We start from the raw sequence: 17,567 nt of genomic DNA, 5'->3' as shown, positions 1-17,567 counted from the left end.
CGATCGGGCCGGGCCGGGCTAGGCTGGCTGCATGAAACACGTGTTGCTGATCGCCGCGGCCTGCGCCGCCTCGCCGCTCTGGGCTGCCGAATGGGCTGTACGCCCCGGTGATATCCCCCTGAGCCCCGCTGAACTGAACGCGCTGGCCGGGCGAACGCTGACTTTCTATGACGACGGGCAGTCGAAATACTCGGCCGGTGGGGCCTATTCCTATACCTATTCGGCGGTCAATGGCGGCGGAACGGCCTTCGGAACCTACAGAATCGCCGCTGATGGCAGCATCTGTGTGCAGTACCGCAACGGGTTCGACCGCTGCGATCTGTACGTGCGCAACAATGGCCGGTTGATCCTGATCACCGAAAAAGGTGAACGTTACCCGGTGCGACCCGAGTGATCGGGGTCTGCCCTTCACCCGCCCTGTCCAACCAGGAACCGACCGATGACCCGACCCGCTCCGACCCTGCACATGCTTTGCGGCAAGATCGCCGCGGGAAAATCGACGCTTGCCGCCCAGCTCGTGAGGCAGCCCGGCACGGTTCTGATTTCCGAGGACGCCTGGCTGAAGCCGCTTTTTGCCGATCAGATGGTGACAGGTGCCGATTATCTGCGCTGTTCCACGCGTCTGCGCGCGGCGATGGGTCCGCATGTCACGACTCTGCTTGAGGCGGGCATGTCGGTTGTTCTGGATTTCCCTGCCAACACGGTCGAAACCCGCGCGTGGATGCGCGAAATTCTGGATCAGCCCGATGCCGCGCATCAGATGCATGTGCTGACCACGCCCGACGCCGTCTGTCTGGCCCGACTGCAAGCACGAAACGCAGCGGGCGACCACGCCTTTGCCGCGACTGAAGAACAGTTCCGCCGGTTTTCCAGGCATTACGCCGAACCGACGCCTGAGGAGGGATTCACGCTGGTGTTCCACGACCCAACGGATTGAGCGGCTAGAGCCGGTTCAGCAAGTCAACCGTCGGCCATGCGTCCGCAGGCAGTCCCAGCCGGGCCTGTTCAGCCTGTACTGCAGCGCGCGTTCCGGCCCCCAAGATGCCGTCGATCTTGCCCACGTCGTGGCCGCGCGCCTGCAGTTTCGCCTGCAGCTGTTTCATCTGGGCACCGGTCAGGCCCGGATCGGGGTTGCCCGCAGAATAGACTTGTGCGCCTTCGAGACGCGTTCCGAAATAGGCAGCGGTCAGGACATAGACAAAGCTTTGGTTCCACTCGAAATAGACATCGAAATTCGGATAGGCCAGAAAGGCTGGCCCCTTGCGCCCCTGCGGCAGGATCAGCGAAGCCGGCAGGTTGGCCAATGTCCCGCTGCGCGCCTGCACGCCCATCGCCTGCCAGTCTGACACCGGGCGCGGTTTGCCCGGCCCGCTCAGCGACCAGTCCATCTGTGCGGGTACGGTGACCTCCTGCAGCCAGGGCTGACCGGGCTGCCAGCCCAGATGAGACAGCATCTTGCCACCCGACATCAGCGCATCGGGGGCCGAGGTTTTCAGCCGCACATGCCCGTCGCCATCACCGTCCACGCCGTTTTCCAGAATGTCGCGGGGCAGCATCTGCACCATGCCGATCTCGCCCGCCCATGCGCCCGTGGTGCGGTTCGGGTCGAAATCGCCGTTCCGGAACAGCTCGATCGCGGCGAAGATCTGCGGCCGGAACAGCTCGGGGCGGCGGCAATCATGGGCCAACGTCACCAACGCATTGCGGGTGTTGAAATCGCCTTGGAACGCGCCGTAATCTGTCTCGAACGCCCAGAAGGCCAACAGGACCCCGCGCGACACGCCGTATTCGGCCTCGATCCGGTCGAACACGGCATCGTATTTCTGTGCCATCGCCTGGCCGCGCCTGATCCGATCCTGCGAGATCAGGCGGCGCGAGAATTCGATGAACGGTTTCTGGAATACGCCCTGCGCGCGGTCGGCCTTCAGCACCTTGGGGTCCTGTTGCGCACCGTTGAAGAACGCATCGACCGTGGCCGTATCGAACCCCTGCTGTGCCGCTTCGGCCTTCAGTCCGCGAACGAAGGCGTTGAAGCCGCCGCCGCATTGGGCAAGGGCCGGGGCAGCGAACAGGCAAGCGGCCACAAGGCCCGAGACAAAGCGCATGACGAAAACCATCCTCAGAAAACCGTGTTCAGACCAACCCACACCGTCAGCCCCGCCAACGCAAGCCCCCAAACCTGCCAAAGCATTCCGCATGCGCGGAAAACCTCCGTTGCGCCGATCGTGCGCCGGGCTTCACCATTGACCCAGGCCAGATCGCGCAACTGCCCGTCATAGCTGCGGGGCCCGGCCAGTGCCACGTCCAGCGCGCGGGCCATGGCGGCCTCGGGCCAGCCGGCATTGGGCGAGATGTGGCGCTGCGCGTCTGCGACGATGGCCCGCCATTGGCGCCACTGCCCCGACAGGGCCAGGATCATCAGTCCAGTCAGCCGCGCCGGGATCAAGTTCAGCAGATCGTCCAGCCGGGCGGCGGCCCAGCCGAAGTCTCGGTACGTTTCGTTGCGATACCCGATCATGCTGTCGGCGGTGTTCACCGCCTTGTAGACCAGCAGCCCCGGCAAGCCACCCAGCAGGAACCAGAAGGCCGGGGCGATCACCCCGTCGCTGAGGTTCTCGGCGGCGCTCTCGATGGCCGAGCGCGCCACCTGTGCCTCGGCCATCTGCGAGGTGTCGCGTGACACGATCATCGCCACCGCCGCGCGGCCCTCGGGCAAGGATTGCCGCAGCGCGACGCCCACGGCGCGGACATGCGCCACCAGAGAATTCTGTGCCAACAGGATCGCGCAGACCACGACCTCGACCACCCAGCCAAGCCACGCCAGCGCCGCACCGACCACCCAGCCGCCCAAGACCAGTAGAAGGGCGACGAGCACGCCCTTGGCCCGCCGATGCTTGCCGTGATTCAGGCGGCGGTCCAGCCAGGCGATGGCGTTGCCCATCAAAACCGCCGGGTGCCGCAGGCGCGACCACAGCCAGTCGGGCTCGCCCAATGCGGCGTCCAGCAGCATCGCCAAGGCCAGCGTCAGGGCGGTGCTCACAGCGCCGCCTCGAGCCGCGACCAGCCATGCTCGGGCGGCAGGCCCAGCCGCAGGAACCGATCGGAATAGGGGAAGGTGCGGCTCCAGATATGGGCTTGAGCCAGCCGGTCCCGCCAGGCGGCGGCATCGTCCACGTCATACAGGCGGAACAGGGTCGTTCCGCCGACCAAATGCGCGCCCTTGCCGGTCATCAGCGTATCCAGCCGTTCCGTATCACGGGCCAGTCGGGTGCGCGTGGCTTCGGCCCAGGACGTGTCATTCAAGGCCTGCGCGCCGATGCGCAGGGCCGGGCCGGACACCGCCCAGGGGCCGGTCAGATCGTTCAGTCGCGCGATCAGGTCGGGATGCCCGATGGCAAAGCCCAGCCGCAGGCCCGCAAGGCCCCAGAACTTGCCAAAGCTTTTCAGGACGATCACGCCGGGGCGCTGGGACAGGCTGATCAGCGAGGCATCGGGCGTCACGTCGCAAAAGCTTTCGTCGATCACGGTCAGCGGCGCATGGGCGTCCTCGGCCTGCCAGATCCGGCCGTCGGGATTGTTGGGATGCACGATCACCCGCGCTTGCGCCGGGCCGTCGGGCTGCACCGTCCAGCCCTGCGCGGCAAAGGCGGCGGCGTGTTCGTTGTAGGTGGGCATGGTGATCTGGACCGCACCGACGGGGGCCAGCGCCGGGATCCGCGCGATCAGGGCCGAGGCCCCCGGTGCGGGCAGGATTGCCGCGCTCTCCGGCACCCCCCAGAAGCGACGGGCCGCATTACTGAGCCGGGCAAAGGCCCCGTGGTCGGGCAGGGCGGTCCAGTCCTCAGACGTAAGGTCCGCCACAGGATAGGGGTGTGGGTTGATACCGGTCGACAGGTCGATCCATTCCGTTCGCGCGCCGCCATGACGGGCAATGGCGGCGTCCAGCCCACCGCCGTGGTCACGCTTGCCGCGTGGGTTCAAGTCGTCAGTGCGGTCAGTCATGCCGGAATCGTCCAAAACGCCGAATTTACCCCGCTTCAAGCGGATTTACGCCGTTTTTACAAGCAAATCCGGTTCATAGAGGAACGCTGAAGCGACCGTTAACCCTTTGTTAACGAAATAACGTGATCACAGCTTATGGGGGTCGGCACCACTCACCTTATCAAGTGCCGAGGTTGTTGCAAATGAAAGTTCTGATTGTTGAGAGTAACCCCGACCTGGGTCGGGTCTGGCAGCGGCACCTGGAACGGCAGGGGGCTGAGGTTTCTCTGGTCGAAAGCCAGGAAGCAGCGATCCTTGCACTTTACGGCACGCCCTTCGACATCATAATCTTGGACCTGGTTCTGGATTCAGGCAGTGCGTTGGCGGTCGCCGATTTCGCCAGCTATCGCCGCCCGGATGCCCGAGTGATCTTTGTCACCAACACCACGTTCTTTTCCGACGGGTCGATCTTTGCGCACAGCCCCAACGCCTGCGCCTATGTCCAGAGCGGAACGCCACCCGAGGATCTGGCGGCGATGGTCGAGCACTACGCCGCGGGGCGCTGATCGCGTCCGTGCGGCTCCCAATAGTCCAGGGTGGGGTTGATCGGGATGATCCGGTGCGGATTGATGCTGTCGTGACTGTAGTGATAGTGCCGCACGATATGGTGCATGTTTACCGTGCCCGCCACGCCCGGCCATTGATACAGTTCGCGCGTGTAGGCCCACAGGTTGGGATAGTCGATCAGCCGCCTGCGGTTGCACTTGAAATGCAGGTGATAGACCGGGTCGAACCGGATCAGGGTCGTGAATAGGCGCCAGTCGGCCTCGGTCAGGCGATCCCCCATCAGGTATCGGTGCGTGGACAGCCGATCTTCCAGCCAATCCAGCGTGTCGAACAGGGGGTGCACGGCCGCGTCATAGGCCTCCTGCGAGGTGGCAAAGCCGGATTTGTAGACGCCGTTGTTCACGTTTGAGTAGACCCTCGCATTGACCTCTTCGATCGCGTCGCGCATCTCGGCGGGCCAGTAGTCGTCGGTGTTGCCGGTGATTTGGTCGAAGGCCGAATTGAACATGCGGATGATTTCCGAGCTTTCATTCGACACGATGGTCTCTTGCACCTTGTCCCACAAGATCGGCACCGTCACCCGGCCCGAGTAGTTCGGGTCGGCGCGTGTGTAGACCTGATAGGCATAGTCCAGCCCATACAAAGCATCGCCGGTGGCGCCGTGATCGTCGGTCTGGAAAGTCCATCCGCGGTCCAGCATGTCCGGATGAACCACCGATACGGTGATCAGGTCCTGAAGTTCCTTGAGTTGGCGGAAGATCAACGTCCGGTGCGCCCATGGACAGGCCAGGCTGACATACAGGTGATATCGCCCGGCTTCAGCCTTGAAACCATCCTTGCCCGAGGGACCCGCACTGCCATCGGTCGTTATCCAGTTTCGAAACTGGGCCGCCGAACGTTTGAACGCTCCGCCGGTGGATTTCGTGTCGTACCAGGTGTCGTGCCAGGTGCCGTCGACCAACAGGCCCATCTTGGATCCTCCGTTTCCGAGTCCGGACAAAGCTTAGTGCGACAGCGCCGCAGTTCACATCGCCGACGGCGCGCAGCATCTCTGCGCAGTCGCACAGTGCCGCCCGGGATGTCTGTGCAACAAATCGCCCACAGGTCCGCGTCAACGGTCGGGCTTCACTGGATTTTTACGAAGATACCCCCACAATAGATAGCATAGCTTGGGGGGAATTTTGATGAGTACTTATGTTTCCAAGGAAATTAGCGCCGAATTGGATGCGGCCCGAATCGCATCGCTCAAGAAGTCCAGCCGCCTGCGGGTGGAAATGGGCGACAATACCTACAGAATCCTCAAATTGTGGAAGGATGGTTTCGCCGTCGAGGCCGAGACAACACCGCGTCTGCGTGGACTGGTCGATATTTTTGATGGTGCCAACCACCTGTATCAATGCCTGATCGTCGCTGACGAGGAAGACGGCGGCCAGATGCGATATGAGTTCAAGCGCAGCACCGTCGCGGCGGACAAGGCGCCACTGGATTTCTATCGCGCGCCGGATGCCCCAATCGCCCTTCTCGGCAAAGACGACTAGTGCAGACCGTTCGCGCGGCCTTATTGAAGGTCAGAGAAAGCTAGTTTCAAACGGGCGCACGCGTCCTCGACCCGCGCCCGCTGAGTAGCGAGATTGAACCGTTCGAAGGTCTCGCCTCCCGTTCCAAAACCCGGGCCGGATGACGTTGCGATCCGCGCATCATCGCGCAGACGGCGCACGAATTCGGCGTGATCCATTCCGGTGCCCGAGAAATCGACCCAGGCCAGGTAGGTTGCCTGCAAGGGCATCGACCACAGACCGGGGATTTCGGAGATCGCTGCATCGAATATCGCGCGGTTGCCCCTCAGGTGGTCGATCTGGGCATCCACCCATTGCGCACCTTCGGGCGTGTAGGCCGCGGTGATCATCGCCACGCCAAGTGCGCTGGGGTCATAGTCCAACGTGTTCAGCCGGTGACGCATCTGCGCCCGCAGCGTGTCGTCGGGAATGATCATATTGCCGGTGCGCTGGCCTGCGATGTTGAAGGTTTTGGATGCTGCAGTCAGCGTCACCGTCCAGGGCCGTGCACCCGGCGCGGCCACGTCCATTGGCACGAATTTGTGCCCCGGATAGACCAGATCGTGATGGATCTCGTCCGAGATCAGGATCAGCCCGTTGCGTTCGGCAAAGGCCGCCACCGCACGCAACTCGTCCGATGCCCAGACCCGCCCCGACGGGTTCTGTGGCGAGCACCACAGCAACAGCTTTTCCGACCCGTCCAGCCGCGACTGCGCGTCGTCCAGGTCGATCTCGTAGGTATCGCCGGCTCGCACCAGGGGGCATTCCACCACCCGGCGGCCGGTCTTGTTCACCTTGTGCGCAAACTCGTGATAGACAGGCGTGAAGATCACCACCCCGTCTCCCGGCTCGGTCCAGACGTCGAGGCTCAGCGCGATGGCGTTGCCCAGCCCCTGTGTTGTCAGAACCCAATCGGTATCGATCGTCCAGTCGTGGCGGTTCTGCATCCACCACTGCACCGCCTGCAGATAGGCCGGGTGCTGCCAGGAATAGCCGAACACCCCGTGATCGGCCGCACGGCGCACCGCCTCAATCACGCAGGGCGCGGTGGCATAGTCGGAGTCGGCGGTCCACATGGCCAGCCCGTCCTCGGGCGAGACGCCGAACAGCTGCTCCATCTTGTCCCATTTCGAGCTGAAGGTGCCCCGGCGGTCGATGAGGTCGTTGAAAGTCATGTCTGCTCCATTCGTTGGCCTGAAAGCTATCGGGAAATTCGCCCGGCGCAAGGGGGGCGTTGCGGCCACGCGCGCGATGACCTAAATCAGCCCCATGAAACGCAACATCCTGATCCATCCCGATCCCCGCCTGAAAAAGGTCTGTGCGCCCGTGGACGACCTGTCGGACGAGCTGCGCGCGCTGGCCGACGACATGCTGGAAACCATGTATGATGCGCCGGGCATCGGGCTGGCCGCGCCCCAGATCGGCGTGCTGGAACGGCTGATCGTTCTGGATTGCGTCAAAGAGGAAGGCGCCACCCCCCGCCCGCTGGTGATGTTCAACCCCGAGATCATCTCGGCCTCGGACGAAACCAGCGTCTACGAGGAAGGCTGCCTGTCGATCCCCGATCAGTTCGCCGAGGTCACCCGCCCGGCCGAGGTCGAGGTTGCCTGGATGGACAAGAACGGCAAGGCGCAGCGCGAAACCTTCGACGGGCTCTGGGCCACCTGCGTGCAGCACGAGATCGACCACCTGAACGGCAAGCTGTTCATCGACTATCTCAAGCCGCTGAAACGGCAGATGATCACGCGCAAGATGGTCAAGCTCAAGCGTGAGCTGGCCCGCGCATGACCGTCCGTCCCTGCCTGCTGTGGCCCGACAAGCGCCTGCGCACCAAGGCCGAGCCGGTAACCGAGATCACCGATGAGATCCGCGCCATCTGGGATGACATGATCGACACGATGGAGGCAATGCCCGGCGTCGGCCTGGCGGCGCCCCAGATCGGCGTGATGCTGCGGCTGGCGGTCGTGGATGGCTCGACCGAGCGTGGCCGCGCGGTGCGCCTGGCCAACCCCGAAATTCTGCACAGCTCGATCGAGCTGCGCGAGCATGACGAGGCCAGCCCGAACTTGCCGGGCGTGTCGGCCAAGATCAAACGTCCGCGTGCGGTGACGGTCCGGTTCCTCAATGAAAAAGGCGAGATCGACAGACGCGATTTCGTCGGCATCGAAGCCACCAGCGTACAGCACCAGATCGACCATCTGAACGGCCGGATGTATTTTGACCGTCTCAGCAAGGTCAAACGCGACATGCTGCTGCGCAAGGCGAAAAAGGCGGGGTAGGGCGGCATGCGCGTCATCTTCATGGGAACGCCCGAGTTTTCGGTGCCGGTGCTGGATGCGCTGGTGCAGGCCGGGCACGAGATCGCCGCCGTCTATTGCCAGCCCCCGCGCCCGGCCGGTCGCGGCAAGAAGGACCGGCCCACGCCGGTGCATGCCCGCGCCGAGGCGCTGGGCCTGCCGGTGCGCCATCCCACCTCGCTGAAATCGCCCGAGGAACAGGCCGCCTTTGCTGCGCTGAAGGCCGATGTGGCCGTGGTCGTGGCCTATGGGCTGATCCTGCCGCAGCCGATTCTGGACGCACCCCGGCATGGCTGCCTGAACATCCACGCCAGCCTGCTACCGCGCTGGCGCGGGGCCGCGCCGATCCACCGGGCGATCATGGCGGGCGATGCCGAGACCGGCGTCTGTATCATGCAGATGGAGGCCGGCCTGGACACCGGCCCCGTCCTGCTGCGTCAGGCCACCCCGATCGGACCCGAGGAAACCACCGCCCAGCTGCATGACCGCCTGTCGGCGATGGGCGCCGATCTGATCGTGCAGGCTCTGGACCGCCTGCCCGAGCTGACTCCCGAACCGCAGCCCGAGGTCGGCGTGACCTATGCCGCAAAAATCGACAAGGCCGAGGCCCGCGTGGACTGGTCGCGCCCAGCTGTCGAAGTCGATCGCCAGATCCGCGGCCTGTCGCCCTTTCCCGGCGCCTGGACTCAGATTGAGGGCGAGCGCGTCAAGCTGCTCGCCTCGCGCCTGTCGGACGGGCAGGGCATGCCGGGCGAGGTGCTGGACGACGCGCTGCGCGTGGCCTGCGGCACCGGCGCAGTCGAACTGCTGCGCTTGCAACGGGCGGGCAAGGCGGCGCAGGATAGGGAAACCTTCCTGCGGGGCTGGCCGATCCCGGCCGGAACCCGCCTCGGCTCGGAGACGTCCTGATGTTCATGGTGATGATGGGTACCGTCGTGATTGCCGGCATCGTCGGCTATCTGTCCGAGGTGACGGGCTTTACCCACAACGGTTATCTGCAATCCATCATCATCTGCGTGGGCGGGGCGTTCCTGTTCTATTTCATCCGCATCATGTTCGGCATCAGCTTTGGACCGCCTGGGCTGGATGCGGTGATCTCGTCGGTGGGGGCCTTGATCATCGTGCCCACGCACTGGAGGAAATGAGATGCCCGTCCTTGCCTTGATCGTCATCGGCGCCGCGGCCGGATTTCTGGCCACCCGCCTGATGCGGATCGAGGCGGACATCCCCACCACCCTGCTGATCGGTATCGCCGGGGCCGTGGTGGGCGGGCTGATCATGCGCGCCTTGCTGACGGTCATGGGCTGGATGCCCGGATTCGTCGGCGCGGTGCTGGGCGCGCTGCTGCTGATCTGGATCTGGAAGACCTATTTCCGGCGTTGATGCGGCAGGCCGCAGGCCACGCTAGACAGTGCTTTGGCAATCAACTAGGCATCGGCAATGAAAAACTATTTTTTCCCACAAGCTTATAACAACGCATGGGCCAACCACCGAATTCTGGAGGCTTGCGCGCAATTGCCCCCCGAAGAACTGGCGAAGCACCGTACTGGTTTCTTCCCGTCCATCATCGAGACTCTCAATCACATTTATACGGTTGATCTTTTCTACGTCACCGCTCTGGAAGGCCGGCCAATGGGATTGGACGCCTTCGACCCGGAAACTCCCTATCCCGACTTGCCCGAGCTTTCGGCGCACCAACGCGCCATCGACCAACGTTTCGTGGATGTTTGCCGCGATGAGAAGGTTTTGGATGAAACTGCGCGCGTCAGGATTCCACGTGGGGACGTAGTGCAAGTCGAGCGGTACGACCGCACGATCCTGCACTTGCTGCAGCACCAGATTCACCATCGGGGACAAGTGCATTCGATGCTTTCGGACACGATGATCGCTCCGCCCCAATTGGATGAGTTCTTCATGGAGTGGGAGGCTGACAGATCGTTGCGGGCCGAAGATTTCACATCTCTGAACCTGACCGAGGAAGAGGTCTGGCGCGGCCTCTAGCTCCGCGGCGGGCGTGCCTTGTAGACCGGCAACTGCCAGCCGAACAGCAGCGATCCGGCCCGCAATGCCCAGCAGGAGAGTGCGCACAGGCCCAGCGCCAGCAGCGTCTCCAGCCCCAGACGGGTGGCCAACACGGCCACAAGCGCCCCGGTGAAGGCGCATGAGACATAGAGCTCGCCCTGTTTCAGCACCAGCGGCACCTCGTTGCAGACCACGTCGCGCATCAGCCCGCCCAGGCAACCGGTGGTCACACCCATCAACACCACGATCACGCCCGACTGACCCAGCGCCAGCGCCGCGCCAGTTCCCGCGGCCGCGGCGATCGACAGCGCGAAACTGTCCAGCCAGACCAACCAGTTGTAGCGGCTTTCGACCAGATGCGCGGTGAAAAACACGACCACCGCCGCCGCCACCGCGATCAGGATATAGTCAGGTTGGCCCACCCAGAATACGGGGTGCCGATCCAGCAGCAGATCACGCACCGTACCACCGCCCACCGCCGTCAGACAGGCGATGAAGGCAAATCCCACAAGGTCCAGCTGCGCCCGGCTGGCCACCAGCGCCCCGGTCAGCGCAAAGACCAGAACCGAGGCATAGTCCAGCAGGGCCAGACCGCTCATGTGCGGGCCTTTTTTTTCGGCTTGAACGGGGCCATGCCTGCGCGGGCCAGCTCATCTGCGCGTTCGTTTTCGGGGTGGCCGGCATGGCCCTTGACCCATTCCCAGGTCACGTCATGGCGCTGTTGGGCTTGGTCCAACCGCTGCCACAGGTCCACGTTCTTGACGGGCTTCTTGCTTGCGGTCTTCCAGCCGTTGCGCTTCCACCCGTGGATCCAGCCCGTCACCCCGTTTTTCACATAGGCGCTGTCGGTCACGATGGTGATTTTCGAGGGCCGCTCCAACGTCTCGAGCGCGCTGATCGCGGCCAGAAGCTCCATCCGGTTGTTGGTGGTCTCGGCCTCGCCGCCATTCAACTCGCGCTCTTTCAGGACGGTTTCTCCATCCATCGCCCGCAGCAGCACGCCCCAGCCCCCCGGGCCGGGATTGCCGGAACAGGCACCATCGGTATAGGCAAACAGATCAGGCATGGGCCAGCACCAGAATGAAACCGTCATAAGAACCGGCCAGCCCCTTTCCCATACCGGTGGTGACACGGTGAATGACGAACCCGGCCTCGACCAACGCGGTCTCGATCTCGGGGCGCGTGAAATAGGTGTAGTAGCGGTCCAGTTCGTCGCGATGCTCTCCGGTGCCCAGTTTGAGGCCCAGAAAGAACACGCCGCCCGGCTTCAGGGCCCGGTGGATGGCGGCCAGGTGTCGCGGGAATTCGGCGCGCGGGGCGTGCAGCAGGGAAAAGCTGGCATAGACCCCATCGTATTCGGCCGTTTCGGTCACGTCGTCGTACGTGCCCAAATGCGCGTCCACGCCATTTGCGCGGGCGTGTTCGACAAAGGCAGGTGTGGCGTCCAGCGCCCGAACCCGCAGCCCCTGGCGCAGAAAGAAACCGCTGTCCGAACCCGGACCCGACCCCAGATCCAGCACCAGCCCGTCGCCGACCGCCTGCGCAAATGCTGCGCGCGCCTCGATCTGTTCGGGCGGCAGCGGCACTTTCAGATAGTCGTCCACACGGGTTGTGTAGGCGTCGATGGTTCGTTTGTCGCTCACAGGACTACTCCGACGGCCAGGCAAGTCAGCACGACGGCGCTCAGCAGCAGCCGCAGTTTCATCCACCAGCGCGCGGTCAGGCCCCAGGACCAGAACAGCGCGTCCAGCACCAGCAGCCCGGCAAAGCCGATCATCAGGTTGGTGCCCGCGTCGACCGGCCCGCCGCCGGTGGTGAAGAACGCCCACAGCGCCGGCAGTACCGACAACCCATAGCACAGCGCCGCCCGGCTGCCCGAGGTCTTGGTGGCAAAACCCCAAAGAACGCCGGACATGAAGCTGAGGATCACAGCGCCATAAAACAGCTGCACATAGGGCCCCACGAACCGGGGACCCAGCGCGCGGCTGCCCCAGTCGTTCAGGTCTCCGCTCAGGTAGGTCAGCGCGCCCCAGACGAAGGGGATCAGACCGGCCAGGCCCAGAACCAATGGTGCGCGGGGGATGCCGCTCATGCGGGCACGCGCAGAATGCGGGGCACCTTGAACTCGACATTCTCGGTGGCGGTTTCGACGGTTTCGACGGTCACGTCATAGCGGTCGCGGAAGGCGTCGATCACCTCGTTTACCAGAACTTCGGGGGCCGAGGCACCGGCGGTGATGGCGATGCTGGAAATCCCTTCGAGCGCGCGCCAGTCGATGTCGGTGGCGCGCTGCACCAGCTGGGCATAGGTGCAGCCCGCCTTGGACGCCACCTCGACCAGGCGGCGCGAATTCGAGGAGTTGGGCGCACCCACCACCAGCAGCGCATCCGACCTGGGTGCGACGGTCTTCACCGCTTCCTGGCGGTTGGTGGTGGCATAGCAGATGTCTTCCTTGTGCGGGCCGACGATGGCCGGGAACCGGTCCTGCAGCGCGGCCACGATGTCGCGCGTGTCGTCCACCGACAGGGTGGTCTGGGTGACAAAGGCCAGTTTTTCGGGGTCACGGACCTGCACCCCGGCCACATCGTCAACCGTTTCCACCAGCAGGACCTCGCCGTCCGGCAACTGGCCCATGGTGCCGACGGTTTCGGGGTGGCCCTTGTGGCCGATCATGATCATCTGCAACCCGGCTTCGGCGTGGCGCTGGGCCTCGATATGGACCTTGGACACCAGCGGGCAGGTGGCGTCGACATAGATCATCTCGCGCGCGGCTGCGGCGGCGGGCACCGATTTGGGTACGCCGTGGGCGGAAAAGATCACCGGCCGGTCATCGGGGCATTCGTCCAGTTCTTCGACAAAGACGGCACCCTTGGCGCGCAGCCCGTCCACGACGAACTTGTTGTGCACGATCTCGTGCCGCACATAGACCGGGGCACCCCATTTCTGCAGGGCCATTTCCACGATCTTGATCGCGCGGTCCACGCCGGCGCAGAAACCGCGCGGGGCGGCCAGATACAGGGTCAGGGGGGGCTTGGTCATGCGTCTGTCTCCTTGAAAGGGACAGGTAAGGCTTTTCCACCTGTTGGTCCAGTCAGGACAGCCTTGTCACCATGCTGACATGAAGTCCTGTTAGCCAATACCCGTTTGAGCACGGGTTCTTGATTAAAGAAGCGCGGCCAGGACACGAAGTCCTGACCGCGCGATTGCTCCACATGTGTGAGTGGTGGATGGCGGAGTTCTTATTTTCCTGCGACGGCTACCGTACGCGGTTCATCGGACACGTCCCGCGGAGGGCGTCCGATCACGTCGCGCAGGTCGTCAAGCTCGATGAAATTGTCGGCCTGACGACGCAGCTCGTCCGAAATCATCGGCGGCTGGCTGCGGATGGTCGAGACGACCGACACGCGCACGCCCTGACGTTGCAGGCTGGCAATCAGCGGGCGGAAATCCCCATCACCCGAAAACAGCACGATATGATCCACGCGCGGCGCAAGCTCCATGGCATCGACGGTCAGTTCGATGTCCATGTTCCCCTTGACCTTACGGCGCCCCATGCTGTCGGTGTATTCCTTGGCCGGCTTGGTCACCATGGTGAAGCCATTGTAATGCAGCCAATCGACAAGCGGACGGATCGGTGAGTATTCGTCGTTTTCTAGCAGCGCTGTGTAGTAGAAGGCTCTGAGAAGCTTGCCTCGACGCATGAATTCCTGGCGAAGCAACTTGTAATCGATGTCAAACCCCAGTGCTTTTGCGGCGGCGTACAGATTCGAGCCGTCGATGAACAGCGCAAGCCGTTCGTCCTTGTAAAACATTAATTTGTCCTTCCGGTATCGCTCAACGCGCGGAGGTGTCTGTGAGTGAAAAAAATAAATTCGCGCATTGATGCCTTTAAAATAGGCTATTTGACCTGTATCGCAAGTATTCTCTGAACGGAATACGGGGATAAAAGTGGTCAAATCCATGTCAAAAGTGGTCGTGGCGTTGGGGGCAAATCTCACCTTGAGAGGAAACGGGCCCAAGGTGACACTCGCGCAGGCTCTCGAGGTCATGGAGGCCAAGGGGCTGGTGATTCGGGCCAAAAGCCGGCTGTTTTCGACCCCCTGCTTCCCTGCGGGCGCCGGCCCGGACTACGTGAACGCAGCCGCTGTGATCGAGACGGAACTGGATCCGCGCGGTGTTCTGGACCTGCTGCACGAGGTCGAGGCCGAGTTCGGCCGCGCCAGGGTTCAGCGTTGGGGTATGCGCACACTTGATCTTGATCTTGTCTGCTGGGACGACCGCGTTCTGCCGGACCTGGACGGATACCGCCGCTGGTTGGATTTGCCAATGGAGCAGCAGGTGCGATCCGCGCCCGAACAACTGATAGTGCCGCACCCGCGCCTGCAGGATCGGGCATTCGTGCTGGTTCCAATGGCTGACGTCGCGCCCGATTGGCGCCATCCGGTGCTGGATTTGACCGTCCGGGAAATGATCGGACAGCTGCCTGCGGACGAGGTTGCCGCCGTAACCCCCCTCTGAGCCGCCAATGCTGGGCATTTCCCGCTTGTCAAGGCAGAGAATCGCGCTTAGATAAACCCCTTCCTGACACGGATTCATTTGTGGAGAGCGCCTCATGGCCCGCGTGACGGTCGAAGACTGCGTAGACAAGGTACCGAACCGGTTCGAACTGGTGATGCTTGCCGCCCATCGTGCGCGCGAGATTTCCACTGGCGGATCGATCACCGTTGACCGCGACAACGACAAGAACCCCGTAGTGGCTCTGCGCGAGATTGCCGAAGAAACCCAGACGGCGGACGAGCTGCGTGAACGTCTGATCGAGGCCAACCAGACACAGATCGAGGTCGACGAGCCCGAAGAAGATCAGATGGCGCTGTTGATGGGTGCAGAGTCGGACAAGCCGGCAGATGACGACATGTCCGAAGAGAAACTCCTGCGTGCCCTGATGGAGGCCCAGGGGCAGGGGTAAGCCCTGCAAGCGAAGGTGCGGACCGGATGATTTCTGTTGAAGACCTGATTGCGCTGGTCCGCAACTACAACCCCAAGACAAATGCCGATCGCATCGCCCGGGCCTATGAGTTCGGAATGCAGATGCATGAAGGGCAGTTCCGGCACTCGGGCGAGCCCTATTTTTCGCATCCCGTCGCAGTTGCCGCCATTCTGACCGAGCAGCGCCTGGACGATGCCACGATCATCACCGCGCTGCTGCACGACACGATCGAGGACACCAAGGCAAGCTATTCCAAGATCGCCGAACTGTTCGGTGACGAGGTGGCGATGCTGGTCGACGGCGTCACCAAGCTGACCAACCTGCAGCTTTCCAGTCGCGAAACCAAGCAGGCCGAGAACTTCCGCAAACTGTTCATGGCCATGTCCAAGGACCTGCGGGTGATCCTGGTCAAGCTGGCCGACCGCCTGCACAATATGCGCACGATCAAGGCAATGCGCCCTGAAAAGCAGGTGCAGAAAGCGCGCGAAACGATGGACATCTACGCGCCGCTGGCCGGCCGGATGGGCATGCAGTGGATGCGCGAAGAGCTTGAGGACCTCGCGTTCCGCGTCCTCAATCCCGAAGGTCGCCAGTCGATCATCCGCCGCTTCATCACACTGCAGCGCGAAACCGGCGACGTGATTCACCGGATCACCGGCGACATGCGGCACGAGCTTGAGAAAGCGGGGATCGAGGCCGAAGTCTTTGGTCGCGCCAAGAAACCCTACTCGATCTGGCGCAAGATGCAGGAAAAGGATCAGGGCTTTTCGCGCCTGTCCGACATCTATGGCTTCCGCATCATTACCCAGACCGAAGAAGACTGCTATCGCACCCTTGGGGCCATACACCAGCGCTGGCGCGCGGTGCCGGGGCGGTTCAAGGACTATATCAGCCAGCCGAAATCGAACGGTTACCGCTCGATCCATACGACGGTATCGGGCCGTGACGGCAAGCGGGTCGAGGTGCAGATCCGTACCCGTCAGATGCATGACGTCGCCGAGACAGGTGTGGCCGCGCACTGGTCCTATCGTGACGGTGTGCGGACGGAAAACCCCTTTGCGGTCGATCCGGCCAAGTGGATCGCCAACCTGACCGAGCAGTTCGATACCGAGGAAGACCACGAAGATTTCCTCGAGGCGGTGAAGCTCGAGATGTATTCGGACCAGGTCTTCTGCTTCACCCCCAAGGGCGACGTGGTGAAACTGCCGCGCGGGGCGACCCCGATCGATTTCGCCTACGCCATTCATACGCGCATCGGCCATGCCTGTGTCGGAGCCAAGGTGGACGGTATCCGTGTGCCGCTGTGGACGCGGCTCAAGAATGGCCAATCGGTCGACATCATCACCGCCGACGGCCAGACCCCGCAGGTGACCTGGCTTGAGATTGCCGTGACCGGCAAGGCCCGCACCGCCATCCGCCGCGCCCTGCGCGAGGTTGACCGTGAACGGTTCATCAAACTGGGACGCGAACTGGTCCGCGCGGGGTTCGAACATGTTGGCCGCAAGGCGACCGACAAGGCATTGGAAACCGCCGCCAAACACCTGCGCATCAAGAACAGCGATGAGTTGCTGGCCCGCGTCGGCAGTGCCGAACTGACCGCCCATGATGTAGTGGCCGCGGTCTATCCCGACCTGACCCGCGACGAGGGCGAAGCAATCCCCTTGCGTCGCGCCGTGATCGGGCTTGAGCCGGGGCAGGGGTTTGAACGCGCGCCGTGTTGCCAGCCTTTGCCCGGCGAACGCATCGTGGGCATCACGTCTCGGGGCAAGGGCGTGGTGGTGCATTCCATCGATTGCGATCGCCTTGCCGAATTCGAGGATCAGCCGCAACGGTGGGTGAACCTTCACTGGCATACCGGCACGCACCCGGCCGCTTATGGCGCCACGTTGGAGCTGACCATCGGCAACGACGCCGGCGTGCTGGGACGTATTTGCACATTGATCGGCGAGAAAAAGGCCAATATCTCGAACCTGGAATTCGTGGACCGGAAGCCAGATTTCTATCGTCTGCTTATCAGTATCGAGGTGCGGGATCTTGAACAGCTGCATTCGCTGATGCTGATGCTCGAGGCGGAAAGTGACGTGGCTGCGGTCGAACGGTATCGGGACATGACAAGCGCTGCGGTCGCAGCTAGCTGAGAAGGGGTGATCAGGAGTG

At 63.1% G+C, this 17,567-nt stretch carries 24 protein-coding genes; 13 read left to right on the top strand and 11 right to left on the bottom strand.

The features are described 5' to 3' along the window. Nucleotides 1–31 precede the first annotated feature (31 nt). Together AC2FM5_RS10190 and AC2FM5_RS10185 are read left to right on the top strand one after the other, a co-directional pair. Nucleotides 32–394, top strand: a complete 363-nt coding sequence (locus tag AC2FM5_RS10190; protein WP_170445888.1) for a hypothetical protein — start codon at nt 32–34, stop codon at nt 392–394. A gap of 45 nt (nt 395–439) precedes the next feature. Then, complete coding sequence (locus AC2FM5_RS10185; protein WP_496735381.1) at nt 440–937, top strand: P-loop nucleotide/nucleoside kinase family protein; 498 nt, start codon at nt 440–442, stop codon at nt 935–937. A 4-nt stretch (nt 938–941) separates the two neighbouring features. Here AC2FM5_RS10185 and AC2FM5_RS10180 read toward each other — a convergent pair whose 3' ends face one another. Genes AC2FM5_RS10180 through cobD form a run of 3 tightly spaced genes read right to left on the bottom strand, consistent with a single transcriptional unit; the run spans nt 942 to nt 4,002 of the window. After that, entirely contained in the window at nt 942–2,105 is a 1,164-nt protein-coding gene (locus tag AC2FM5_RS10180) for a lytic murein transglycosylase (protein ID WP_170372704.1), read from the bottom strand. A gap of 14 nt (nt 2,106–2,119) precedes the next feature. Beyond that, complete coding sequence (gene cbiB, locus AC2FM5_RS10175) at nt 2,120–3,040, bottom strand: adenosylcobinamide-phosphate synthase CbiB (RefSeq protein ID WP_496735379.1); 921 nt, start codon at nt 3,038–3,040, stop codon at nt 2,120–2,122. Beyond that, nucleotides 3,037–4,002: a threonine-phosphate decarboxylase CobD gene (gene cobD, locus AC2FM5_RS10170; RefSeq protein WP_496735377.1), complete on the bottom strand. Its 966-nt coding sequence runs from the start codon at nt 4,000–4,002 to the stop codon at nt 3,037–3,039. Before cobD ends, cbiB begins: the two co-directional genes overlap by 4 nt. Nucleotides 4,003–4,184: 182 nt before the next feature. Between cobD and AC2FM5_RS10165 the strand changes: the two genes are divergently transcribed. Beyond that, nucleotides 4,185–4,547, top strand: coding sequence for a response regulator transcription factor (locus AC2FM5_RS10165; protein WP_170342693.1), 363 nt, complete (start codon nt 4,185–4,187; stop codon nt 4,545–4,547). Here the strand turns inward: AC2FM5_RS10165 and AC2FM5_RS10160 are convergent. After that, nucleotides 4,529–5,518 carry a glutathione S-transferase family protein gene (locus tag AC2FM5_RS10160; RefSeq protein WP_170342691.1) on the bottom strand — a complete coding sequence of 330 codons (990 nt, stop codon included), beginning with the start codon at nt 5,516–5,518 and terminating at the stop codon, nt 4,529–4,531. The two genes, AC2FM5_RS10165 and AC2FM5_RS10160, sit on opposite strands and share 19 nt — an antisense overlap. A gap of 214 nt (nt 5,519–5,732) precedes the next feature. Here AC2FM5_RS10160 and AC2FM5_RS10155 point away from each other — a divergent pair, with 214 nt between their 5' ends. Then, nucleotides 5,733–6,086 (top strand): hypothetical protein, encoded by a 354-nt coding sequence (locus tag AC2FM5_RS10155; protein ID WP_093965240.1) that lies wholly within the window; start codon nt 5,733–5,735, stop codon nt 6,084–6,086. Between the two features lie 20 nt (nt 6,087–6,106). Here AC2FM5_RS10155 and AC2FM5_RS10150 read toward each other — a convergent pair whose 3' ends face one another. Then, nucleotides 6,107–7,279, bottom strand: a complete 1,173-nt coding sequence (locus tag AC2FM5_RS10150) for a MalY/PatB family protein (protein WP_496735374.1) — start codon at nt 7,277–7,279, stop codon at nt 6,107–6,109. A 94-nt stretch (nt 7,280–7,373) separates the two neighbouring features. On the opposite strand from AC2FM5_RS10150, the gene def (AC2FM5_RS10145) reads away from it, so the two are divergent. From def (AC2FM5_RS10145) to AC2FM5_RS10120, 6 genes are read left to right on the top strand one after another with little or no spacing between them, the layout of a single operon-like run. Next, nucleotides 7,374–7,892 (top strand): peptide deformylase, encoded by a 519-nt coding sequence (def, locus tag AC2FM5_RS10145; protein ID WP_170361514.1) that lies wholly within the window; start codon nt 7,374–7,376, stop codon nt 7,890–7,892. Next, a complete protein-coding gene (def, locus tag AC2FM5_RS10140) occupies nt 7,889–8,383 on the top strand; it encodes a peptide deformylase (RefSeq protein WP_496735372.1) in 495 nt (164 codons plus the stop codon). The genes def (AC2FM5_RS10145) and def (AC2FM5_RS10140) overlap by 4 nt, the downstream gene beginning before the upstream one ends. Before the next feature lie 6 nt (nt 8,384–8,389). Then, the gene (fmt, locus tag AC2FM5_RS10135) at nt 8,390–9,310 is read left to right on the top strand and encodes a methionyl-tRNA formyltransferase (protein ID WP_170361518.1); all 921 of its coding nucleotides are present in this window, start codon (nt 8,390–8,392) and stop codon (nt 9,308–9,310) included. After that, a complete protein-coding gene (locus AC2FM5_RS10130; protein ID WP_005981317.1) occupies nt 9,310–9,546 on the top strand; it encodes a hypothetical protein in 237 nt (78 codons plus the stop codon). The genes fmt and AC2FM5_RS10130 overlap by 1 nt, the downstream gene beginning before the upstream one ends. A 1-nt stretch (nt 9,547) precedes the next feature. Next, complete coding sequence (locus AC2FM5_RS10125) at nt 9,548–9,784, top strand: GlsB/YeaQ/YmgE family stress response membrane protein (RefSeq protein ID WP_149776373.1); 237 nt, start codon at nt 9,548–9,550, stop codon at nt 9,782–9,784. 57 nt (nt 9,785–9,841) lie between these two features. Beyond that, complete coding sequence (locus AC2FM5_RS10120) at nt 9,842–10,402, top strand: DinB family protein (protein WP_496735369.1); 561 nt, start codon at nt 9,842–9,844, stop codon at nt 10,400–10,402. Here the strand turns inward: AC2FM5_RS10120 and AC2FM5_RS10115 are convergent. The 6 genes from AC2FM5_RS10115 to AC2FM5_RS10090 form a co-directional block, all read right to left on the bottom strand. Continuing rightward, the gene (locus AC2FM5_RS10115) at nt 10,399–11,022 is read right to left on the bottom strand and encodes a trimeric intracellular cation channel family protein (RefSeq protein WP_170343413.1); all 624 of its coding nucleotides are present in this window, start codon (nt 11,020–11,022) and stop codon (nt 10,399–10,401) included. The two genes, AC2FM5_RS10120 and AC2FM5_RS10115, sit on opposite strands and share 4 nt — an antisense overlap. Then, nucleotides 11,019–11,489, bottom strand: a complete 471-nt coding sequence (gene rnhA, locus AC2FM5_RS10110) for a ribonuclease HI (protein ID WP_496735367.1) — start codon at nt 11,487–11,489, stop codon at nt 11,019–11,021. The genes AC2FM5_RS10115 and rnhA overlap by 4 nt, the downstream gene beginning before the upstream one ends. After that, a complete protein-coding gene (locus tag AC2FM5_RS10105; protein ID WP_496735365.1) occupies nt 11,482–12,066 on the bottom strand; it encodes a class I SAM-dependent methyltransferase in 585 nt (194 codons plus the stop codon). Before AC2FM5_RS10105 ends, rnhA begins: the two co-directional genes overlap by 8 nt. Then, a complete protein-coding gene (locus AC2FM5_RS10100) occupies nt 12,063–12,515 on the bottom strand; it encodes a DUF3429 domain-containing protein (protein ID WP_496735363.1) in 453 nt (150 codons plus the stop codon). The genes AC2FM5_RS10105 and AC2FM5_RS10100 overlap by 4 nt, the downstream gene beginning before the upstream one ends. Further along, nucleotides 12,512–13,462 carry a 4-hydroxy-3-methylbut-2-enyl diphosphate reductase gene (ispH, locus tag AC2FM5_RS10095; protein WP_170439872.1) on the bottom strand — a complete coding sequence of 317 codons (951 nt, stop codon included), beginning with the start codon at nt 13,460–13,462 and terminating at the stop codon, nt 12,512–12,514. Before ispH ends, AC2FM5_RS10100 begins: the two co-directional genes overlap by 4 nt. Before the next feature lie 200 nt (nt 13,463–13,662). Beyond that, nucleotides 13,663–14,235 carry a LabA-like NYN domain-containing protein gene (locus AC2FM5_RS10090; protein WP_093965260.1) on the bottom strand — a complete coding sequence of 191 codons (573 nt, stop codon included), beginning with the start codon at nt 14,233–14,235 and terminating at the stop codon, nt 13,663–13,665. A gap of 136 nt (nt 14,236–14,371) precedes the next feature. Here AC2FM5_RS10090 and folK point away from each other — a divergent pair, with 136 nt between their 5' ends. From folK to AC2FM5_RS10075, 3 genes are all read left to right on the top strand, one after another. Then, nucleotides 14,372–14,941, top strand: coding sequence for a 2-amino-4-hydroxy-6-hydroxymethyldihydropteridine diphosphokinase (gene folK / locus AC2FM5_RS10085; protein WP_496735360.1), 570 nt, complete (start codon nt 14,372–14,374; stop codon nt 14,939–14,941). 94 nt (nt 14,942–15,035) lie between these two features. Continuing rightward, complete coding sequence (gene rpoZ, locus AC2FM5_RS10080; RefSeq protein ID WP_170343419.1) at nt 15,036–15,389, top strand: DNA-directed RNA polymerase subunit omega; 354 nt, start codon at nt 15,036–15,038, stop codon at nt 15,387–15,389. A gap of 26 nt (nt 15,390–15,415) precedes the next feature. Beyond that, nucleotides 15,416–17,548, top strand: a complete 2,133-nt coding sequence (locus AC2FM5_RS10075) for a RelA/SpoT family protein (protein WP_496735358.1) — start codon at nt 15,416–15,418, stop codon at nt 17,546–17,548. Nucleotides 17,549–17,567 lie beyond the last annotated feature (19 nt).

The sequence above is a fragment of the Ruegeria sp. BHSA162 genome (genome assembly GCF_059613385.1).
Note: the sequence above shows the minus strand (reverse complement) of the source record. Positions and strands in the feature narration are given on the sequence as shown.

Coding starts and splice junctions, on each gene's coding strand:
- AC2FM5_RS10190 (WP_170445888.1), top strand. CDS start 32: ATGAAACACGTGTTGCTGATCGCCGCGGCCTGCGCCGCCTCGCCGCTC.
- AC2FM5_RS10185 (WP_496735381.1), top strand. CDS start 440: ATGACCCGACCCGCTCCGACCCTGCACATGCTTTGCGGCAAGATCGCC.
- AC2FM5_RS10180 (WP_170372704.1), bottom strand. CDS start 2,105: ATGCGCTTTGTCTCGGGCCTTGTGGCCGCTTGCCTGTTCGCTGCCCCG.
- cobD (WP_496735377.1), bottom strand. CDS start 4,002: ATGACTGACCGCACTGACGACTTGAACCCACGCGGCAAGCGTGACCAC.
- AC2FM5_RS10165 (WP_170342693.1), top strand. CDS start 4,185: ATGAAAGTTCTGATTGTTGAGAGTAACCCCGACCTGGGTCGGGTCTGG.
- AC2FM5_RS10160 (WP_170342691.1), bottom strand. CDS start 5,518: ATGGGCCTGTTGGTCGACGGCACCTGGCACGACACCTGGTACGACACG.
- AC2FM5_RS10155 (WP_093965240.1), top strand. CDS start 5,733: ATGAGTACTTATGTTTCCAAGGAAATTAGCGCCGAATTGGATGCGGCC.
- AC2FM5_RS10150 (WP_496735374.1), bottom strand. CDS start 7,279: ATGACTTTCAACGACCTCATCGACCGCCGGGGCACCTTCAGCTCGAAA.
- def (WP_170361514.1), top strand. CDS start 7,374: ATGAAACGCAACATCCTGATCCATCCCGATCCCCGCCTGAAAAAGGTC.
- def (WP_496735372.1), top strand. CDS start 7,889: ATGACCGTCCGTCCCTGCCTGCTGTGGCCCGACAAGCGCCTGCGCACC.
- fmt (WP_170361518.1), top strand. CDS start 8,390: ATGCGCGTCATCTTCATGGGAACGCCCGAGTTTTCGGTGCCGGTGCTG.
- AC2FM5_RS10130 (WP_005981317.1), top strand. CDS start 9,310: ATGTTCATGGTGATGATGGGTACCGTCGTGATTGCCGGCATCGTCGGC.
- AC2FM5_RS10125 (WP_149776373.1), top strand. CDS start 9,548: ATGCCCGTCCTTGCCTTGATCGTCATCGGCGCCGCGGCCGGATTTCTG.
- AC2FM5_RS10120 (WP_496735369.1), top strand. CDS start 9,842: ATGAAAAACTATTTTTTCCCACAAGCTTATAACAACGCATGGGCCAAC.
- AC2FM5_RS10115 (WP_170343413.1), bottom strand. CDS start 11,022: ATGAGCGGTCTGGCCCTGCTGGACTATGCCTCGGTTCTGGTCTTTGCG.
- rnhA (WP_496735367.1), bottom strand. CDS start 11,489: ATGCCTGATCTGTTTGCCTATACCGATGGTGCCTGTTCCGGCAATCCC.
- AC2FM5_RS10100 (WP_496735363.1), bottom strand. CDS start 12,515: ATGAGCGGCATCCCCCGCGCACCATTGGTTCTGGGCCTGGCCGGTCTG.
- ispH (WP_170439872.1), bottom strand. CDS start 13,462: ATGACCAAGCCCCCCCTGACCCTGTATCTGGCCGCCCCGCGCGGTTTC.
- AC2FM5_RS10090 (WP_093965260.1), bottom strand. CDS start 14,235: ATGTTTTACAAGGACGAACGGCTTGCGCTGTTCATCGACGGCTCGAAT.
- rpoZ (WP_170343419.1), top strand. CDS start 15,036: ATGGCCCGCGTGACGGTCGAAGACTGCGTAGACAAGGTACCGAACCGG.
- AC2FM5_RS10075 (WP_496735358.1), top strand. CDS start 15,416: ATGATTTCTGTTGAAGACCTGATTGCGCTGGTCCGCAACTACAACCCC.